Origin of the sequence: Yoonia maritima (assembly GCF_003003285.1) — a bacterium.
Lineage (GTDB): Bacteria > Pseudomonadota > Alphaproteobacteria > Rhodobacterales > Rhodobacteraceae > Yoonia > Yoonia maritima.
In genome coordinates, this window is record NZ_PVTP01000003.1 from 149204 (window position 1) to 168554 (window position 19351).

A 19351-nucleotide genomic window follows, 5' to 3' on the forward strand; every position below is an offset into this window, starting at 1 on the left:
TGCGCCGGCGATGATTTGTCGTGCGCACCATATAAGGGGAAGAAATATGGCTGAAAATACAGACACTGCGAAGTTAACCATCAAGGGCGAAACATACGAATTGCCGATCCACTCCCCTACGGCAGGCCCTGATGTAATCGACATCCGCAAGCTTTACGCACAAGCTGACGTATTCACATACGATCCAGGCTTTACGTCTACATCCGCGTGCGACAGCACGATCACATTCATCGACGGCGACAAAGGTGAACTGCTTCACCGTGGTTACCCAATTGACCAGCTGGCAAGCCAGTCTCACTATCTCGAAGTATGTTACCTGCTGCTTTACGGTGAACTGCCTTCAGCTGCTGAGCTTGAGAAGTTCGAGCGTCTGGTAACGAACCACACGATGATTCACGAGCAGATGCACAACTTCTTCCGTGGTTTCCGCCGCGACGCACACCCAATGGCGACAATGGTTGGCGTTGTTGGTGCGATGTCCGCATTCTACCATGATTCCACTGACATCAACGATGCGCACCAGCGCGAGGTCGCTTCGATCCGCCTGATCGCGAAGATGCCAACAATCGCTGCAATGGCCTATAAGTATTCGATCGGCCAGCCGTTCGTATATCCACGCAACGATCTGGATTATGCTGCGAACTTCTTGCACATGTGTTTCTCGGTCCCTGCCGAAGAATACAACGTGAACCCAATTCTGGCACGCGCGATGGACCGTATCTTTACGCTGCACGCCGATCACGAACAAAACGCTTCGACTTCGACCGTGCGTCTGGCGTCGTCTTCTGGTGCAAACCCGTTTGCATGTATCGCTGCTGGTATCGCGTGCCTTTGGGGTCCTGCCCACGGTGGCGCGAACCAAGCATGTCTGGAAATGCTTAAGGAAATCGGCACTGTTGACCGTATTCCTGAATTCATCGCCCGCGCGAAAGACAAGAACGACAGCTACCGCCTGATGGGCTTTGGCCACCGCGTATACAAAAACTTTGACCCACGTGCGACTGTGATGAAACAGTCCGCTGACGAAGTTCTTGAACTGCTTGGCGTTGAAGACAACCCACTGTTGCAGGTCGCAATGGAGCTTGAAAAGCAAGCGCTGGCGGATCCGTACTTCGCTGAAAAGAAACTGTTCCCGAACGTTGATTTCTACTCGGGCATCATCCTCGAAGCGATGGGTTTCCCAACATCCATGTTCACACCGATCTTTGCATTGGCACGGACTGTTGGTTGGATTTCCCAGTGGAAAGAACAGCTTGCTGATCCACAGCTGAAAATCGGTCGCCCTCGTCAGCTTTATCTTGGCGAAACATCACGCAACTACGTCGACATCGAAAAACGCTAAAAGATGCAGGCCACCTTCGGGTGGCCTTTTTCTTAGCTGACATCATCCCCAAGCGACACATAAGATGGATAACCCGTGACGCTAACGACTGACCGCCTTGTCCTACGTGAACCGCGTGCTGACGATTTGGATGCAATGTATGCTCTGTATAGCGATCCGCGCGCTATGAAATATTGGTCAACGGCCCCACATGCGGATAGATCAGTAACCAAAGCGCTGCTCGACCGTTGCATTGCGTCTTGGCAAAATAACCCAACCTACTTTCAGATCACGTTAGGTGACGCCTACATCGGAAGCGCGGGAAACCATCGTGACAACGAAGTCGGGTTTATTTTGCACCCTGACCACTGGCGCAAGGGCTATGTGTTTGAGGCCATGCAAGCTGTGATCCCATATTTATTTGATACGACCGATCATTCCGAACTCACCGCAGAAGCCGACCCGCTAAATGCAGCCTCTTTCGGGTTAATTCGTCGTTTGGGGTTTACGGACACCCACCGCGAGAAGAATACTTTTTGCATAAACGGCATTTGGTCAGACAGCGTGTATTTCATCTTGCCGCGCCCGAATGGAACGCGCTAGCATACCCTTGGTCATCAGTTCACCAAGGCGTCGCCGATCCGGTTGGATCACGCTAAACCTGACATTGGCAAAATAGACCGCTGACCTTTCAATCAGCCGGGCGACAAGGGCGACCATCAGACCCAACCGGGTTCCGGCACAGATTGCAGGGGCAAAATATGCCACGCCAAACACAACAAATCGCGATCAGCGATCTATCCGCCTTTACCAAAGCACTGCGAAGCGCGTTGCAGCAGCAAGACAGTTTCCCGGGGCATGCAAAGTTGCTGTCACTGGTCGCTAAGGCTGCCGGATACGATAATTATCAGCACTTAAAGTCTGACGCGCCTACATTAGCAAAAGAACCAACCACTCGCACGCTAGAAAAGGCGCAGCGAGTCTTTGACGATGGTACCATGACACGCTGGCCACAGCAGACTTCGGTGCAGGGATTATGCCTATGGGTGTTTTGGGCTGCGTTACCGGCCAAGCAGGATCTAAGTGAAACCCAAGTCAACGATGTACTAAAAACCGGGCACAGCTTTGGTGATCATGCACTTTTGCGGCGGTCATTGATCGATCACCGCCTTGTGACACGCACAACCGATGGAAAGACCTATCGTAGGATTGAACAAGCGCCCCCAGCGGACGCGCTTGCCCTACTTGCGCAGGTTCAGCGCCCTTCGTAGCGGGGCGCGCGCTTTTCAAGGAAGGCTGTGACGCCTTCTTTGAAATCATGTGTGTTACCACAAACGGCTTGCAGCTTGGCCTCGAGCGCCAGTTGCTCGTCCAATGTGTTTTCCAATGAGCCCCGAATAGCCTTTTTCAACTGTTCGTAGGCGACGGTTGGACCATTCGCCAACTGCTGCGCACGAGATTTTATATGTGCTTCAAATTCGGCTGCTGGCGCCGTTTCATAAATCATGCCCCAGTCACGAGCCTGATTGGCGCTTACCTTATCAGCGAAAAGCGTTGAACCCATCGCACGCGCGGCCCCAATTTGTCGCGGCAGCCAGTAGGTGCCACCTGCATCCGGGATCAGGCCAATGCGGGTGAAAGCTTGGACGAAATACGCATCCTCTGACGCGATCACCACATCGGCCGCCAAAGCAAGGTTTGCCCCTGCCCCCGCAGCTGGCCCGTTTACGGCGCAGATGGTTGGGACTTTGCAATCAAAGATCGACTTAAGCATTGGGACATATTCATCACGCAGCGTGGCCTCCATGTCGATGGTTCCGCCGGCTGCCGCATCGGCCAAATCTTGACCAGAACAGAAAGATGCACCCGCCCCCGTCATGACGACTGCACGCGCGCTTTGCTCTGCGTCTTTAAAGGCATGCGTAATCTCAAGCCGCATCTGCGTGTTCAACGCATTCATCAAAGCAGGCCGGTTCAGCGTGATATAGGCCACGCCTTCGGTGATCTCATAAGTGATTGCTTGATAATCCATGCGCGTATCCTCTGTCTGCGTTGTGCATACAGTATCCTAGTGACGCGCCACGCAAAGTACGACGGGGCGTCACTGTTTCAGGATTTTTTCGAGCGCTTCTTCCTCGTCTTGGCTTAGCGGCATTGGTGCGATGTTCCTACGGCGAATGGTCGTTATCCCAACCCAAAGCGCAAGCAGCAGCATCAAAGGCGCGGCCAACCATAGGATCAGGTTGGCACCGCTCGCATCAGGACGCAGCAGAACATATTCCCCATAGCGGCTAACCATATAGGTGACAGCCTCTTCGTCGGTATCACCAGCGACCAGCCGTTCACGCAGAACGATCCGTAGTTCTTGTGCAAGGGTCGCATTCGATTCATCGATCGTTTCATTCTGACAAACCGGGCAACGCAGCCCTTGCGACAATTCGCGTGCGCGCTCCTCTAGTGCGGGGTCATCCAGCATTTCTGACGGTTCAACCGCAAACACAGGTGCCGCAATAATACATAAGACCAGGATCAAACGTTTCATTCTGCGGGCACCATATTTGTTTTCTTTGCAGATGCAGCGCCAACGCGTAGGCGGCGGTCAGACAAGGAAACGAAACCACCAAGCGCCATTAACAGCGCCCCACCCCAAATCCAGTTCGCGAATGGTTTGACGTAAACGCGTACCGCATAGCCACCATCCACCTGCGGATCACCGATAACGACGTAGATATCGCGCAGGATACCGTTACGGATTGCCGCTTCGGTCGTGGGCATTTTAGCAACCGGATAGAAACGCTTTTCTGGTGTTAACACGGTTAGCTGTTTGTCACCGCGCCAGACGCCCATGTCTGCCATCGTGGTCACATAGTTAGGCCCTTCGACGCGGCGCACATCATCAAGCGTGAAGCTAAACTGCCCGACATCCCAACGGTCGCCAATATCAGTCACGCGAATGTCTTCGATTTCCCACGCCATCATTGCAGCGATACCAAAGATCGTGACACCCATGCCCATATGCGCAAATGCTTTACCCCAGTCTGCGCGCGGCAAACGCCGCATTCGGCCAAGGCGATCCATCCAACCGCCACGACCACTCCGCATCCAAAGATCCGCGGTTGCGCCGCCAACGACCCAAACGCCAAGTGCAACGCCAATCGGCCCCATCGCAGAACGACCACTTTGAACAGCATAGGCAAGCAAGCCCAGTGCAATCGCCAAAACGAACCAAGGTAGCAACGGTTTTGTAGCGCGGGACAGACTGCCCCGCTTCCAAGCGAGGATTGACCCAATCGGCAGCACCGACGCGAGCCCCACCATGAATGGTGTAAATGCCGCCTCAAAAAATGGTGGTCCGACGGATAGCGTGCGACCGAACAGCATTTCCGCGACAAGCGGCCAGATCGTTCCGATGAAGACAACAAAGCAGCTAACGGCCAGCAAGACGTTGTTCAGCACTAGCGCACTTTCACGGCTGACCGCTGAAAACACACCTTTGGATTCCATCGAACCCGCACGCACAGCAAACAGGGTAAGCGCGCCACCCAAGAAAACAGCCAGAATAATCAGGATAAGCACGCCGCGCGCCGGGTCGTTTGCAAATGCATGGACCGATGTCAGCACGCCAGACCGTACGATGAACGTCCCAAGCAATGAAAACCCGAATGCCAAAATCGCAAGCAAGATCGTCCAGCTTTTCAACGCTTCGCGCTTCTCCACCACGATGGCAGAATGCAGCAATGCTGCTGAAATAAGCCAAGGCATAAATGATGCGTTTTCAACCGGGTCCCAGAACCAAAAGCCGCCCCAGCCTAATTCGTAATAGGCCCACCAAGACCCCAGCGCGATTCCAAGTGTTAGGAATACCCAAGCGGCGAGCGTCCATGGGCGCACCCAGCGCCCCCATGCGGCATCGACCTTGCCTTCAATCAGCGCAGCGATTGCAAAGGAAAACGCCATGCTTAGCCCAACATACCCGAGGTAAAGAAACGGCGGATGGAACGCGAGGCCGGGATCTTGGAGCAGCGGGTTCAGGTCGCGTCCGTTCAGCGGTGGCACAGCCAGTCGCAAAAACGGATTAGAGGTGAAAAGGATAAACGCAAAGAACGCAACGGCAATCGAGGCCTGTACCGCCAGCACACGCGCCCGCAGCCGGTCAGGAAGGTTACCACCGAAAACTGCTGCGCTTGCCCCAAACAGCGTCAGGATCAGTTGCCACAAGAGCATAGAGCCTTCGTGGTTCCCCCAAACGCCGCTGATCTTATAGATCATCGGTTTGTCAGTGTGCGAGTTCGCGTAGACCAGTTGTAGCGAAAAGTCTGATGTCACAAAGGCCCACGTCAGCGCACCGAACGAAAGCGCCACAAGCAGGAACTGCGATATGGCCGCAGGTTCAGCGACCGCCATCCATGCGGGGTTGTTGCGATGTGCCCCAACCATAGGGATTATCATCTGAACAAGGGCGATGCCAAACGCCAGAATCAGTGCGAAATGTCCAAGTTCTGTAATCATAACAGATGTCATAACCGAAATATGGCAATGACAACATGCCAAGGATGTCAAATCACCGATACATTTTGACGCGACTTCATTCAGATCCGAAAACCGCCCTGTAACGCATAGGTCAGCGCCCCCATTAAAAAGCCGCCAATCATCAGACGAACAAGCCACTTCAAGGTGTCTTCAATGGCGCCCAACCGGTCGGCGACATTTTCGCGGTGGACCTCATCCACTGCGTTACGTGTTTCTAGCGCGGTGATACGGCGCGCAACATCATCAAACCAATCCCTATCCATTCTCGGCCAACCAATCCCGGATTGCTGAATTTTCCACCTCGGCTATGGGCTTTCGCCGAGCCTCTGCGACAGCCATCGTTGCCGCAATAGAACGTTGAAATTCTTGACCTTTCACTTGATGCCTTGCGCCAAAATAGAAACTAACAATCGCTGTCATCAGCCACCAAAGCGGTTCAGGAACGAGCGCGAGCCCCTCCATCCCACGGCTGAATTCTTCGGGGTTCACCATTGCTCCCACGAACAGCCAGATTGTACCTAGCGCCAAAAATGGGCGCGGCAATCGGTTCAACCCGTCGACAAAGCGATCAAACAAACCACGGCGCGGATGGATAAACTCTGCTGCGAACTGCTGCAAACTTTCCGATCGCGCGTTCGCAACACGCACAGCCCGCCCTTCTGCGTTTTCACGAAATACTTCTGCTGTCTCAGACACGACATTGCGACCGTCACCAAATAGGAACGTCATCAAACCTGCGATCAAACCCATTGCGCGGTCCTTTCACGATGTTGCGTCTCGGTTAGGTGATAGCGTTGGCTGATGAATTCCTCGGCGCGGGTAATCCACCCGCCCTTACCACCATCACGCCGCCGCGCGTATTTGCGGCTAGCGGGACGACGGCCAGCAAGATCGTAATAGTAGTTGCGACGGGCAATTCCGTAGGCATCAACCAGATGATCGGGCGCTGCGCCAATCGCGCGACTAGCCGCCAAAATCGTCTGAGGGCCGATGACACCGTCTACAGAAACCTCGATACGCATATCGTTCAAAAGGCGCTGCAGTATCCGCACAGCGCTCGCACCGGCATTCACATACATATCAAACACTGACGCCTGAATGGCGTCAGGCAGCTTGTCGATCTTGGGTGCGCGAAAGTAGTGTTCGACGAAAATTGAAACCGCGTGGGCACGGGTTAGCACACGAACGTCAGCATCTGTGACTTCATTGTCGCCAGTCAAATCCATCCCAAGCCTACGCAGGGTATGCACGGTGACACCGTATTTGGTCGCCCCGCCGGGGTCATCCGCATCGTTCACATAGCCGCCTTCGCGGGCGACAATATCGGTGGCAATTTCGGTAATGCTTTGCATCGTCAGCCCTCATGTCTGTGCGACACAAAGGCTGCGCTAGATAAGTTAATTCGTTACCGCAGTACCGTCCGGTGCAACATACGTGCCCTGTTCTTTCAGCGCATCAAGCACTTCTTTCGGCATGTATGTTTCATCATGTTTAGCAAGAATTTCAACAGCTTCAAAGCGACCATTAATGTAATTACCCTGTGCGACCATCCCCTGACCTTCGTCAAAAAGGTCCGGCAAAATGCCAGAGTAGGCAACATTGATCGATGCGCCGCCGTCTGTGACCGAAAATGTAATCTCTTGCCCCTGACCGCGCACCAGAGTGCCAGCCTCGACCAGCCCACCAATACGAAACCGCTCATTAGGTGCGGGCGGTGCGGCGACCACCTCGCTAGGTGATCGGAAGTATTGGAAACTGTCGTCAGGCAAGAACCACAAGGCGGCCAAAATCGCCGCAACACAGGCCCCGGCAATGCCGATGACCTGAACGCGACGACGCTTTTTGAGGCTCTTTAACCCGCTCATGGAAACACCGGTGCCAACATCAAACCTTCGGTCTCTGGCAGTCCCAACATCAGGTTCGCATTTTGCAGCGCCTGCCCCGACGATCCTTTGGTCAGGTTGTCCAAAGCCGCAATCACGATGGCACGGCCGGGAATACGATCAGCAACAACGCCGATATGGCAGAAGTTCGACGCACGAATGTGTTTGATCGACGGATGCTGTCCCATCGGAAGCATCACGACAAACGGCTCGTCCGCATAGGCGGCAGCCAGCGTGTCATAGATAACCTGCGGATCACCTTGCACATATGTCGTCGCTAAGATGCCCCGGTTCGCAGGGATAAGGTGCGGCGTGAATTGGATATTCACCGGGCGACCAGCAATAGCGCTGAACTCTTGATCAAACTCACCCAAATGGCGATGGGTGCCGCCAACCGCATAGGCATGCGCCCCTTCGGACAGTTCGGCGTGCAGCAGGTTTTCTTTCAGGCTACGCCCTGCGCCCGACACTGCGGCCATCAGATTCAACACGATATGGTCGAGGTCAATCACACCCGCCGCGATCAACGGACGCAATGCGTATTGCCCAGTGGCCGCGTTACAACCTGTTCCCGCAACCAAGCGTGCGTTCTTAATGTCGTCGCGGTAGAATTCAGTCAGGCCATAGACGGCTTCTTTTTGCATTTCCAATGCCGCGTGCGGCTTACCGTACCATTTTTCATAGGCGGCCGGATCACGCAGCCGGAAATCGGCAGATAGGTCCACGATTTTCAGATGTGTTGGCAGTTTTGAAATCACGGCTTGGGATGTGGCATGCGGCAAGGCACAAAACACAAGGTCCACGCCATCAAATGACATTTCGTCGATTGTCGTCAACACAGGCAGGTCCAAGTGGCGCAGATGCGGAAACACATCTGCCATCGCCATGCCGGCTTTGGAGTTACCAGAAAGCCCGACGATATTCAGGCTTGGATGAGTAGCAATCAACCGGACAAGCTCTGCCCCGGTGTAGCCAGAAGCGCCAAGAATGGCGACATTGTAAGTCATAGTGTTATCCCTTTGGGACTATATTTAGGTACGATCAGGCTGCAGTAAAGGTGATCTGTCGTCGCAGGAACTGCGTCGCACGCGCCGATACCTTTTTCGGGTCGCCTGTCGTCAGGAATGCCGCATCCGTACCCGGCCCCACCATTTCAGGGCGACGGGTCAAATAATCGGCAAGGCTGTCGGCAACCAAGTTGGCCTGACTAAAGACTTTAACATCCGGACCAAGCGCCGCCTGAAATTCTGCTTCCATCAACGGATAATGCGTACATCCCAAGATCGCGGCGTCTGGCGACGGCATTTTGCGCATCAGCGCATCAACGTGGGACCGCACCAATGCATCGGCAAGGATCATATCCCCATCTTCGATTGCATCTACGACGCCGCCACAGGCTTGAGCCTCTACATCAACACCAATTGCACGGAATGCCAGTTCACGCTGAAATGCGCGGCTTGCCACGGTTGCGGGGGTGGCAAAAAGCGCGACATGCTTCGCAGCTACTTCACGTGGCGGCGAATTATCGCCCCATTGGCGTTCTGTCAGTGCTTCGATCATCGGAACGAATACACCCAGAACACGTTTATCTTTGGGCACCCAGCTTTCCTGCATCCGGCGCAGTGCAGCGGCAGACGCCGTATTGCAGGCCAAAATGACCAGATCACAACCGGCATCAAACAGGCGCGTCGTCGCGGCGGTTGTCAGGTTGTAGATATCATCAGGGGTCCGCACACCATAAGGCGCATGCGCACTATCACCCAAATAAACAAGAGGAACATCGGGCAACCGCTTTGCAACAGCATCAAGTACTGTCAGCCCACCTAGCCCACTATCGAAAATCCCGACGGCCATCACGCACCTTGTATTTTGCCTCAAATTCATGCCCCAAACGACTTGAGTCTATAGGGCTTGGGCTAAGGTCATACGTGGCTTTACGCAGGAAATCCATGCATCCTTTGGGGTCTTTTTTATACGCCAACAGCGTGTCCGGAGATATGGGATCGCCGATAACCACGCGAACGGGTTTATTCACGCGGGTTTTGAACTCTCTGATCAAAAGCCCCATGCGTAAATTGTTGTGAATATGGCTAGCCAATTGGAACAGACGGCTATTACCCCCTTCAAAGAAAATCGGAACGACCGTCGCGCCTGATTTTGCGATCATCTTGGCAGTGAACGTCCGCCAGCCCGGATCCATAGGTGCAGAGAAAGGGGTCGCAGCGGTGGATACCGTACCGCCCGGAAATACGCCAATTGCGCCGCCTTCGGACAAATAACGCACTGCTTCGGCGCGGGTGGCCAAATTCAGCTTAGCCGCTTCTTTTGTCTCATCGAACGAGATCGGTAAGATGACTCGCTCTAGATCAGGTGATCGACGAAACACACGATGTGCAAGGACCCGAAAGTCACCATCGCGGCGCTGCGACATGATCCGCCCCAGCATCAAACCATCCAAAATTCCATAGGGATGATTGGCGACCACGATAACAGGCCCGGTCGCAGGAATGCTTTCAATCGATCCCGAAATTACATTAAGATCCAGCCCATAACGCGTTGTTATAACGTCCCAAAAATCCTGCCCAGACGCGACATCCAAATCATAGCCTCGTGCTTTACGGATAAGGTGTAAGCGGCCCGTCGCGTTTTCCATGGCACGGACCAGAGCACGGCTACCGCGCCCCTTTACTGAGGTCGCATAGGATATGTCGCGTGCGACTTCGCGTTCTTTTTTCGCCATTTACTCGGGCCTGATCAAACTCGTTCCGCTCAGATTACCATAATCAAGCAACAAGCAAATGACATTTCCAATCATTCGGCGGCATCTTGAATGGGCGGCGCGTGCAAGACGGCAAGCAATTCTTGTCGCCGCGCTTGCGCCTTTTGAATGCTCGCCTCTTTGACCGGGCCAAACCCTCGTATTTCTTGCGGCAGATTTGCCAGTGCAATCGCGGCATCACGTGTGTCAGTACGGATCACACGTTGCACATCATTCATATCTTCAACGAATTGCCTGCTAAGTGCGCGCTCTTGTTTACGCTCGGATGAATAGCCAAACGGATCAAATGGCGTCCCGCGCAAGAATTTCATCCGCGCCAGTTGCGGCATCAATCGCCCGATCCACTGCCCGAACGCGCGTTTTTTCGGACGGCCATCGTGCCCCTTACGCGCCAACAATGGCGGAGCCAAATGATAGGTTAGCTTAAGGTCCCCATCAAATTCAGCCTCGGCCTTTGCCTTTGTGTCGGAGAGCATCCGGGCGACCTCATATTCATCCTTATAGGCCAACAGCTTATGGTAGGATATCGCCACGGCCCTGCGCATCGGCTCGTCCTGAAACTGATCCACAAGCTGGCGATACCGCCGTGCGAGCCGCTTACCTTGGTAGGTCGTCAGCGCCGCCTCGCGGAATGCGATCTGATCCTCCAAGGAACGCGGCATTGAAACCACATTGGGTGTAATCACTGCATCTGCCTCAGCAGGATGCAGATAGGCCCAGCGCCCGATTTCAAATGCTCGTAAATTTTGATCGACGGCAGCGCCATTTAGCGTGATCGCTTGCGTAATTGCCGCGTACGAAAGCGGGATCGCCCCCATTTGCCAAGCCGCACCAAAGATCATCATGTTTGAGAAAATACTGTCCCCCAGCAGCGCCTTGCCCAGCGCAGAGGCGTCGAACATGTTAAGCTTTTCGTGCAATCTCGCCTCTAGCGCGACGCGAAGCTGGTCGGTTGGCAATTTGAACGTCGTGTCACGTGTAAAATCGCCAGTGATGATCTCGTGGCTATTGACGACACCTTGCGTACGGCCTGACTTCATCAGCCCAAGTGTCTTGGCACCAGCACTGACAACCAGATCACCACCGATCAGCGTATCGCATTCCCCCGTCGCAACGCGGATCGCGTTAATATCAGCGGGCGCGTCGGCAATCCGACAATGGATGTGCACAGCACCACCCTTTTGGGCAAGCCCCGCCATTTCCATCATACCGACACCTTTGCCGTCAAGATGCGCGGCCATAGCCATAACAGCACCGATAGTGACAACACCTGTACCGCCAACGCCAGTGATGACGACGTTATGGGTGCCATCAATTATTGGTAGCTCTGGTTCTGGCATATCCGGCAGATCCACATTCGTCGTGGCATTTTTCCGGATTTTCGCACCTTCAATAGTGACGAAGGATGGGCAGAAACCGTTCACGCAGGAAAAGTCTTTGTTGCAGCTAGACTGATCAATGGCCCGTTTGCGCCCTAGCTCTGTTTCCACTGGGGTAATTGAGACACAATTCGATTGCACACCACAATCACCACAGCCTTCGCAGATATCAGTATTGATGAAGACACGCTTATCTGGGTCGGGGAATTGCCCCCGCTTGCGCCGTCTTCGTTTTTCGGCAGCGCAAGTCTGCACATAAACGATGGCCGACACGCCCTTATGCTGACGATAGGTATCTTGTACCCGTGGCAGCTCATCACGTTGATGCACATCCAGACCTTTTGGGAACTGCGCCAAATCGATATCTTGGTTCGGATCATAGACAAGGGCCACATGCGCAACCCCCATCGCAAGCAATTCACGACATATTTGTTCTGCGGTCAGTCCACCGTCGTTCCCCTGCCCGCCGGTCATCGCGACGGCATCATTATACAGGATCTTATAGGTGATATTGGTGCCCGCCATCAGTGCAAAGCGGATCGCCTGAACGCCAGAATGGTTATAGGTACCATCCCCCAGATTTTGGAACACGTGGTCACGGGTTGAAAACGGGGCCTCACCGATCCAGTTAGCACCTTCCCCCCCCATATGGGTAAAGCCCACCGTGTCGCGATCCATCCATTGCACCATGTAATGGCATCCGATCCCGGCATAGGCGCGACTTCCCTCGGGAACCTTAGTGGATGTGTTATGTGGACAGCCGGAACAGAAATACGGCAAACGCGCTGCGATCTCTGGGGCGTTATCGGCACGCCGGGCCGCATCAAGCATCTCTAACCCCGCAAGGACACCATCAGTGGCGCATCCTTCCTCGGCGAGTATCCCGCCAACCTTTTCAGCGATCCATATAGGGTCAAGCGCAGCCTTTGTCGGGAACACCTCCTCACGACGACCAGCGGAATGCTCATCCCCTTTATGCCAGCCATAGACACGCCGCCCATGACGATCATCAAACAAGGCCTCTTTAACCTGCACCTCGATCAGCTTGCGCTTTTCCTCAACGACGACGATCAGATCAAGCCCTTCGGCCCAATCATGAAAGCTAGCCATATCTAGTGGCCATACCTGCCCGATCTTATACGTCGTGATCCCAATCGCTTCGGCCATTTGCTCATCAATGTTGAGCAACGCCATAGCATGCTGCAAATCCAGCCAGTTCTTACCCGCAGCAACAAACCCGATGCGCGCACCAGGTTTCCCCCATTTGCGTTGATCCATCTTATTGGCTCGTGAAAACGCCTCAGCAGCAAAGCGGCGATGGTCGATCACCCGGGCCTCTTGTAACTGCGGCGTATCAACAAGGCGGATATTCAGCCCATCTTCTGGAAGGTCCAAATCAGGAGTCACGAAATCCAGCCTATGCGGATCACCATCTATGACAGATGTCACCTCGATCGTGTCCTTCATGGTCTTCAGGCCAACCCAAAGCCCCGAATAACGCGACAATGCATAAGCATAGAGCCCGTAATCAATGACCTCTTGGACACCCGCAGGTGAAACAATGGGCATATACGCGTCAACCATTGCCCAATCAGATTGGTGCAAGGTGGTCGAGCTCTCTCCAGTATGATCATCCCCCATAGCCATGACAACGCCGCCATATGGGGATGTACCAGCCATATTGGCGTGGCGCATCGCATCGCCTGAACGGTCAACACCCGGCCCCTTACCGTACCATAGACCAAAGACACCGTCGTATTTGCCTTCGCCGCGCAGTTCAGCCTGCTGTGTGCCCCATAGGGCCGTCACAGCAAGGTCTTCGTTCAAACCGGGCTGAAAAGTGACCTGCGCATCCCTAAGGGACTTACCCGCACGTTCCATCTGCATATCTACAGCGCCCAGGGGCGAACCACGGTAGCCAGTGACATAACCGGCAGTATTCAACTCCGCCCGTTCATCACGCGCACGCTGCATGAGCATCAATCGAACAAGTGCTTGGGTGCCATTCAGCAACACCTGCGTCTTGGTCAAATCATATCGGTCATTCAAAGATGCCTTCTGATTGGTCATTCCGCACCTCCCCTGCGCATGAAACCGCTCAAAATCAGCATAGGTCAAAAATGCTGACCTACAAAGAACAAAATATTACGCTAACAGGTTTGCAACCGTTTAGTGCAATAGCGTACAAACGACGATGAACCGCCAATAACAATAAACACAGTGGGCTAATATGGACTGGGACAAACTACGAATTTTCCACGCGGTTGCTGACGCAGGGTCACTTACCCATGCGGGCGACACGCTTCACCTGTCCCAGTCTGCCGTGAGTCGACAAATCAGAGCGCTCGAAGAATCGCTTAACACCACGCTGTTCCACCGCCACGCCCGCGGCTTGATTCTGACCGAGCAAGGCGAACTGCTGTTCGACGCAACCAAGTCGATGAACAAACGACTAGAGGCCGCAGCCGCACGGATCAAAGACAGCGAAGAAGAAGTATTTGGCGAACTACGTGTCACGACGACAACTGGGTTTGGTACGTTGTGGCTCGCGCCGCGCCTTCCCAAGCTATACGAAAAGTACCCCGATCTGAAAATCGATCTAATGCTCGAAGAGCGCGTGCTTGACTTACCAATGCGCGAAGCCGACGTGGCGATCCGTATGAAAGAACCATCGCAAGCTGATCTAATCCGCAAACGGCTGATGTCCGTGCGTATGCGCCTATACGCATCCGAGGAATACATCGCCAAACACGGCATGATTAATGACGTAGAAGACATCACCAACCACCGGCTGATCTGCCAAAGCCTAAATTCAACCCAAGTCAGTGCTGGCGCTACACTTGTGCAGCATCTGATGACCTATGACGTGCACAGCCTATTTACCGTCAACAACTATTTCGGCGTACTTCAGGGCGTGGTGAATAACCTTGGTGTGGGCGTCCTACCCGATTACCTCGTCGAAGACTTCCCTCATATGGTCAGAATTCTACCTGATCTTGAAAGCGGCGAAGTGCCTGTGTTCCTCGCCTACCCCGAAGAACTGCGCCAATCCAAACGCATCAGCGCCTTCCGCGACTTTGTCCAAGACGAGATTTTCGCCCACCGGCGCAAACTCCGCGAGGCGGCAGAAGGCCATGTGGAATAGTGGCCACGGACCACTTTCTGAACAACCGCCCAGTGAAATATGAAAATGCACCATTGATCAGCGCTCAGAATTAAATGGTTCGTGAACAGGCTGCGCCAAAAAGCGAAATGTTTGGCTATGGTCGCTTTCGCTTTACAAAGAACAGCGACCATAGCCCCACAGTCACCCCGTAAACGCGCCGCCCATATTGAACTATAAAAACCGCAGCTATGCATTTTCCGCATACCGGAAATGCATAATAATTTATGTATTTTCCTTGAATGCTGAAAATATGGACCCTATCTCGCTCCATGAAGGCGAAGATGCTTATACGCTCATCGCTTTCACCTCCCTGTTGGACTTCGCCGGGCCTTGCGCCCGGCATTTTTTTGCCCGGTGCAAACATCCGCGAACGCGACAACGCCCCACGATGATCGTGCAAACCGATATCAACCGCGAACCAACCTAACAAATGACTATTTATTGACCCTTCCAACCAGCGCAACAAGGCCGTAAAAGGCCGCAACGCTGCTTGGGAGACGACCATGACCGAACCAAAGATCACCGATGAACTGATCGCTTCACACGGGCTATCGCCTGATGAGTACGAGCGCATCCTAGAGATCATCGGACGCGAGCCAACTTTCACAGAGCTCGGCATCTTTTCGGCCATGTGGAACGAGCACTGTTCTTACAAGTCTTCCAAGAAATGGCTACGCACCCTGCCAACCGAAGGGCCACAGGTTATTTGCGGCCCAGGTGAAAACGCGGGTATCGTTGATATCGGTGACGGTCAGGCCGTGGTTTTCAAGATGGAAAGCCACAACCACCCGTCCTACATCGAACCTTACCAAGGCGCGGCAACTGGTGTAGGTGGCATCCTGCGCGATGTCTTTACAATGGGTGCCCGCCCTATCGCTGCGATGAACTCGCTCTCGTTCGGGCAACCTGACCACCATAAAACCCGGCAGCTTGTAAACGGCGTTGTTGCTGGTGTTGGTGGTTATGGAAACTGCTTTGGCGTTCCTATGGTTGGCGGCGAAGTTCGCTTTGACCCTGCTTACAATGGCAACTGCCTTGTGAACGCATTTGCTGCGGGCTTGGCCGATACGGATAAGATCTTCTACTCCGCTGCTTCCGGCGTCGGCATGCCCGTTGTTTATCTGGGCGCAAAAACCGGCCGTGACGGTGTTGGCGGCGCGACAATGGCGTCCGCAGAATTTGACGACACTATAGAAGAAAAACGCCCAACCGTTCAGGTTGGTGACCCGTTCACCGAAAAACGCCTGATGGAAGCCACACTTGAATTGATGGCAACGGGCGCTGTGATCTCGATCCAAGATATGGGCGCGGCTGGCCTGACCTGCTCTGCAGTTGAAATGGGTGACAAAGGTGGACTTGGCGTTACGCTGCACCTTGAAAACGTGCCGCAGCGCGAAGAAAACATGACCGCCTATGAGATGATGCTTTCAGAGTCTCAGGAACGTATGTTGATGGTTCTCAAGCCAGAGCTGGAAGCCGAAGCACGTGCTGTATTCGAAAAATGGGACCTCGATTTCGCGATCGTTGGTGAAACCATCGCCGAAGATCGGTTCATTATTCTACACAACGGTGAGGTAAAAGCCGACCTGCCGCTGGCCACATTGTCTGGTTCCGCACCAGAATATGACCGCCCATGGGTCCCGACCCCTGCAGCCGAACCTTTGACTGATGTTCCCGGTGTTCTGCCAATCGATGGCCTAAAGGCCCTGATTAGCAGCCCGAACTACGCAGGCAAGCAATGGGTGTATGAACAATACGACCAGCAAGTCATGGGCGATACTGCACGTACACCGGGCGCAGGCTCAGGCATCGTGCGCGTCCACGGCACCGATAAATCGCTGGCCTTCACCAGCGACGTGACACCGCGCTACGTTAAAGCCAACCCTGTTGAAGGCGGCAAACAAGCCGTCGCCGAAGCCTACCGCAACCTAACGGCTGTTGGCGCGACACCGCTTGCGACAACCGACAACATGAACTTTGGGAACCCAGAAAAGCCAGAAATCATGGGCCAATTCGTTGGCGCAATCCAAGGGATCGGCGAAGCAGTCAAAGCTTTGGATATGCCAATCGTATCGGGCAACGTGTCGCTCTATAACGAAACAGACGGCAAAGGCATCCTACCAACCCCTACCATTGGTGCTGTCGGGATCATCCGCAACACAGCAGACATGATCAACGGCCAAATCCGTGAAGGTCACGTTCTGTTGCTTGTCGGTGAAACGGCCGGTCACCTCGGTCAGTCCGCCCTACTCGCCGAAGTGTACGGCCGTGTAGAAGGCGATGCACCGCATGTCGATCTGGCCGCAGAAAAGCGCAACGGCGACTTTATCCGTGCAAACCACGAAATGATCGCGGCCTGCACCGACCTAAGCGACGGCGGCCTTGCACTGGCGGCGTTTGAGCTGGCTGAAGCAGCGGGCGTTGGTGTCAGCATTGATGCCGAAGACACACCGACGCTATTTGGCGAAGACCAAGCCCGCTATCTGATTGGCTGTAACTTCGACATGGCCGAAGCACTGATGATCGCAGCATCTGAGGCGGGCGTTCCATTGACTATGGTTGGCAAAGTCGGCGGCGAAACGATCAGCTTTGGCCAATACGAGGCACCGCTTAGCGAACTTGCGCATACATTCAGAACATCCTTCGCCGACGCTGTCGCGTAAAATTCTGAAACCGCTAAAACTATTCAGCCGGGCGTGGCCTCTTGCCGCCCCGGTTTTGCGTGCCTAGATTATAGGTAACCGACCAAAGGACTTCTTATGCCGATCACCGCCAACGAAATCGAAACTCTCCTTCGCGAAAGTTTTCCAGAAGCCACCATTAACGTCCAAGGCGATGATGGCGCGCATTTCGCAGCCGAAGTGATCGACGAAAGCTTTCGGGGTAAAAACAGGGTTCAGCAACAACGCGCTGTCTATGCAGCCTTAAAAGGCAAAATGGATGGAAGCCAAGGCGAATTACACGCCCTAGCCCTCACAACCAAAATTCCAGAATAAGGACCATACTCATGAGCGCCGAAATCCAAATCAAAGATACCGTCACTAACAACAACGTCGTGCTTTTCATGAAAGGTACGAAATCCATGCCGCAGTGCGGGTTTTCTTCGCGTGTTGCGGGCGTTCTGAACTTTATGAGCGTCGATTTTGCTGACGTGAACGTTCTTGCCGATGACGAAATCCGCCAAGGCATCAAGGATTACTCCGACTGGCCGACAATCCCTCAGCTTTACGTCAAAGGCGAATTTGTTGGCGGCTGCGACATCATCACCGAAATGATGCTGTCAGGCGAATTGGACACATTGTTCACAGAGAACGGCGTTGCCTTCGACAAAGACGCCGCTGACAAAATCCGCGAAGCCAACGCATAGCCACTGCCATTGAATAGCTTAGTGATGCCGGGTGTTTGCGCCCGGCATTTTTCGTTTACTAAGCGGTTAAACTACGCCTGCCCGTCGACTTGATCAGCCAAGGCTTCGGCGCGGGCCGCGATTTCCGCCAGCGCATCTTTCACAGCAGCAGGCACCACGGGCACCTCTACACGTTCAGGAACCGGCGCAGGCTGCGACCGCAGTGTTTTCAGCTCTGAACGCAACGCCTCAACCTCGGTCTGTGCTTTGTTCAGCTTGGCATCTAAACCAACAGTCTTATCCGCTAACATCAAACCAGCCATAAGCAGCATACGTGCCTCGGGCATACGGCCCATTTGGTCAGCCAGATGGGATGCTTCGCCATCAAGCATTGCCGCAGCGGACTGCAAAAATGCTTCTTCACCAGCCTGACACGCCACTTCAAAGCTGCGGCCCCCAATCGAAATCTCAACCTGCGGCATGGGGTGCCTCCTCGACCAGTGGTTTTAGTTCAGACAAGATCGCGTCGATCTCGGTTGCTTCGGCGTTTCTCTGATCTTGCAGTGCCTTAAGCTCTGCGGCCACAGCTTCGTTGACCAATTCAGGCGACAGCCCTTGGGTAACAGCATCGCGCAATTTAGTGTTCATTTCGCGCATTTGGGCATTTGAAGCACGCAATGTTTGAAGCTGTGCATCATAGGCGGCAAGCTGCGCACGTTGCTTTTCAACACGTTCCGTTAGGCTCGCGACTTGGGTGTCTTGGCGATCTTTCAGCGCCCGCACACGTTCGACCAATTCCGCATTCGCGGCACGTTCGCTTTGCAGCGCAGCGTGTAGCCCGGCATCAGAATCGCCACTGCTTTGGCTTTCGATACCACGCCTAATGCGATCCAAGGCCGTCGTGATACGGCCTTCTAATGTACTAATATCACTCATCCGCTCGTCCT

General features: G+C 54.0%; 21 protein-coding genes. 7 read left to right on the top strand and 14 right to left on the bottom strand.

Annotation, left to right across the window (positions count from 1 at the left end):
* Positions 1-46: 46 nt before the first annotated feature.
* The 3 genes from CLV80_RS05395 (at position 47) to CLV80_RS05405 (ending at position 2592) form a co-directional block, all read left to right on the top strand.
* Positions 47-1342, top strand: coding sequence for a citrate synthase (locus tag CLV80_RS05395; protein ID WP_106355657.1), 1296 nt, complete (start codon positions 47-49; stop codon positions 1340-1342).
* A 75-nt stretch (positions 1343-1417) separates the two neighbouring features.
* Complete coding sequence (locus CLV80_RS05400) at positions 1418-1924, top strand: GNAT family N-acetyltransferase (protein ID WP_106355659.1); 507 nt, start codon at positions 1418-1420, stop codon at positions 1922-1924.
* A 158-nt stretch (positions 1925-2082) separates the two neighbouring features.
* Entirely contained in the window at positions 2083-2592 is a 510-nt protein-coding gene (locus CLV80_RS05405; protein ID WP_106355661.1) for a DUF2087 domain-containing protein, read from the top strand.
* On the opposite strand, the gene CLV80_RS05410 is transcribed toward CLV80_RS05405, so the two are convergent.
* The 11 genes from CLV80_RS05410 to CLV80_RS05460 all read right to left on the bottom strand — a co-directional run bounded on the left by CLV80_RS05410 (position 2577) and on the right by CLV80_RS05460 (position 13962).
* Positions 2577-3353, bottom strand: coding sequence for an enoyl-CoA hydratase-related protein (locus CLV80_RS05410; protein ID WP_106355663.1), 777 nt, complete (start codon positions 3351-3353; stop codon positions 2577-2579). The two genes, CLV80_RS05405 and CLV80_RS05410, sit on opposite strands and share 16 nt — an antisense overlap.
* 69 nt (positions 3354-3422) lie before the next feature.
* Positions 3423-3863, bottom strand: coding sequence for a cytochrome c-type biogenesis protein (locus CLV80_RS05415; RefSeq protein WP_106355665.1), 441 nt, complete (start codon positions 3861-3863; stop codon positions 3423-3425).
* Positions 3860-5830, bottom strand: coding sequence for a heme lyase CcmF/NrfE family subunit (locus CLV80_RS05420; RefSeq protein WP_106356146.1), 1971 nt, complete (start codon positions 5828-5830; stop codon positions 3860-3862). The genes CLV80_RS05415 and CLV80_RS05420 overlap by 4 nt, the downstream gene beginning before the upstream one ends.
* Positions 5831-5910: 80 nt before the next feature.
* Positions 5911-6114, bottom strand: coding sequence for a hemolysin XhlA family protein (locus CLV80_RS05425; RefSeq protein WP_106355667.1), 204 nt, complete (start codon positions 6112-6114; stop codon positions 5911-5913).
* Positions 6107-6601: a holin family protein gene (locus tag CLV80_RS05430; RefSeq protein WP_106355669.1), complete on the bottom strand. Its 495-nt coding sequence runs from the start codon at positions 6599-6601 to the stop codon at positions 6107-6109. The genes CLV80_RS05425 and CLV80_RS05430 overlap by 8 nt, the downstream gene beginning before the upstream one ends.
* Positions 6592-7203 (bottom strand): holin-associated N-acetylmuramidase, encoded by a 612-nt coding sequence (locus CLV80_RS05435; RefSeq protein ID WP_106355671.1) that lies wholly within the window; start codon positions 7201-7203, stop codon positions 6592-6594. Before CLV80_RS05435 ends, CLV80_RS05430 begins: the two co-directional genes overlap by 10 nt.
* A 45-nt stretch (positions 7204-7248) precedes the next feature.
* On the bottom strand, positions 7249-7716 hold the full coding sequence (ccmE, locus tag CLV80_RS05440; RefSeq protein ID WP_106355673.1) for a cytochrome c maturation protein CcmE: 468 nt from the start codon (positions 7714-7716) through the stop codon (positions 7249-7251).
* On the bottom strand, positions 7713-8741 hold the full coding sequence (gene argC / locus CLV80_RS05445) for an N-acetyl-gamma-glutamyl-phosphate reductase (RefSeq protein WP_106355675.1): 1029 nt from the start codon (positions 8739-8741) through the stop codon (positions 7713-7715). The genes ccmE and argC overlap by 4 nt, the downstream gene beginning before the upstream one ends.
* A gap of 34 nt (positions 8742-8775) precedes the next feature.
* A complete protein-coding gene (locus CLV80_RS05450) occupies positions 8776-9588 on the bottom strand; it encodes a glutamate racemase (protein ID WP_106355677.1) in 813 nt (270 codons plus the stop codon).
* Positions 9566-10474, bottom strand: a complete 909-nt coding sequence (locus CLV80_RS05455; protein WP_106355679.1) for a lysophospholipid acyltransferase family protein — start codon at positions 10472-10474, stop codon at positions 9566-9568. The genes CLV80_RS05450 and CLV80_RS05455 overlap by 23 nt, the downstream gene beginning before the upstream one ends.
* Positions 10475-10545: 71 nt before the next feature.
* Positions 10546-13962, bottom strand: a complete 3417-nt coding sequence (locus CLV80_RS05460) for an indolepyruvate ferredoxin oxidoreductase family protein (protein WP_106355681.1) — start codon at positions 13960-13962, stop codon at positions 10546-10548.
* Between the two features lie 160 nt (positions 13963-14122).
* Here CLV80_RS05460 and CLV80_RS05465 point away from each other — a divergent pair, with 160 nt between their 5' ends.
* Complete coding sequence (locus CLV80_RS05465; RefSeq protein WP_106355683.1) at positions 14123-15037, top strand: LysR family transcriptional regulator; 915 nt, start codon at positions 14123-14125, stop codon at positions 15035-15037.
* A 115-nt stretch (positions 15038-15152) separates the two neighbouring features.
* Here the strand turns inward: CLV80_RS05465 and CLV80_RS18540 are convergent, their stop codons facing one another.
* Positions 15153-15563 (bottom strand): hypothetical protein, encoded by a 411-nt coding sequence (locus CLV80_RS18540; RefSeq protein WP_106355686.1) that lies wholly within the window; start codon positions 15561-15563, stop codon positions 15153-15155.
* Between CLV80_RS18540 and purL the strand changes: the two genes are divergently transcribed.
* The 3 genes from purL to grxD all read left to right on the top strand — a co-directional run bounded on the left by purL (position 15562) and on the right by grxD (position 18425).
* On the top strand, positions 15562-17721 hold the full coding sequence (gene purL, locus CLV80_RS05475) for a phosphoribosylformylglycinamidine synthase subunit PurL (protein ID WP_106355688.1): 2160 nt from the start codon (positions 15562-15564) through the stop codon (positions 17719-17721). The genes CLV80_RS18540 and purL overlap by 2 nt on opposite strands.
* A 96-nt stretch (positions 17722-17817) precedes the next feature.
* Positions 17818-18054: a BolA/IbaG family iron-sulfur metabolism protein gene (locus CLV80_RS05480; RefSeq protein ID WP_106355690.1), complete on the top strand. Its 237-nt coding sequence runs from the start codon at positions 17818-17820 to the stop codon at positions 18052-18054.
* An 11-nt stretch (positions 18055-18065) separates the two neighbouring features.
* A complete protein-coding gene (grxD, locus tag CLV80_RS05485) occupies positions 18066-18425 on the top strand; it encodes a Grx4 family monothiol glutaredoxin (protein WP_106355692.1) in 360 nt (119 codons plus the stop codon).
* Positions 18426-18496: 71 nt separating this feature from the next.
* Here the strand turns inward: grxD and CLV80_RS05490 are convergent, their stop codons facing one another.
* Positions 18497-18886 (bottom strand): cell division protein ZapA, encoded by a 390-nt coding sequence (locus tag CLV80_RS05490; RefSeq protein ID WP_106355694.1) that lies wholly within the window; start codon positions 18884-18886, stop codon positions 18497-18499.
* Positions 18873-19340 (bottom strand): hypothetical protein, encoded by a 468-nt coding sequence (locus CLV80_RS05495; protein ID WP_106355696.1) that lies wholly within the window; start codon positions 19338-19340, stop codon positions 18873-18875. Before CLV80_RS05495 ends, CLV80_RS05490 begins: the two co-directional genes overlap by 14 nt.
* Positions 19341-19351: the final 11 nt, after the last annotated feature.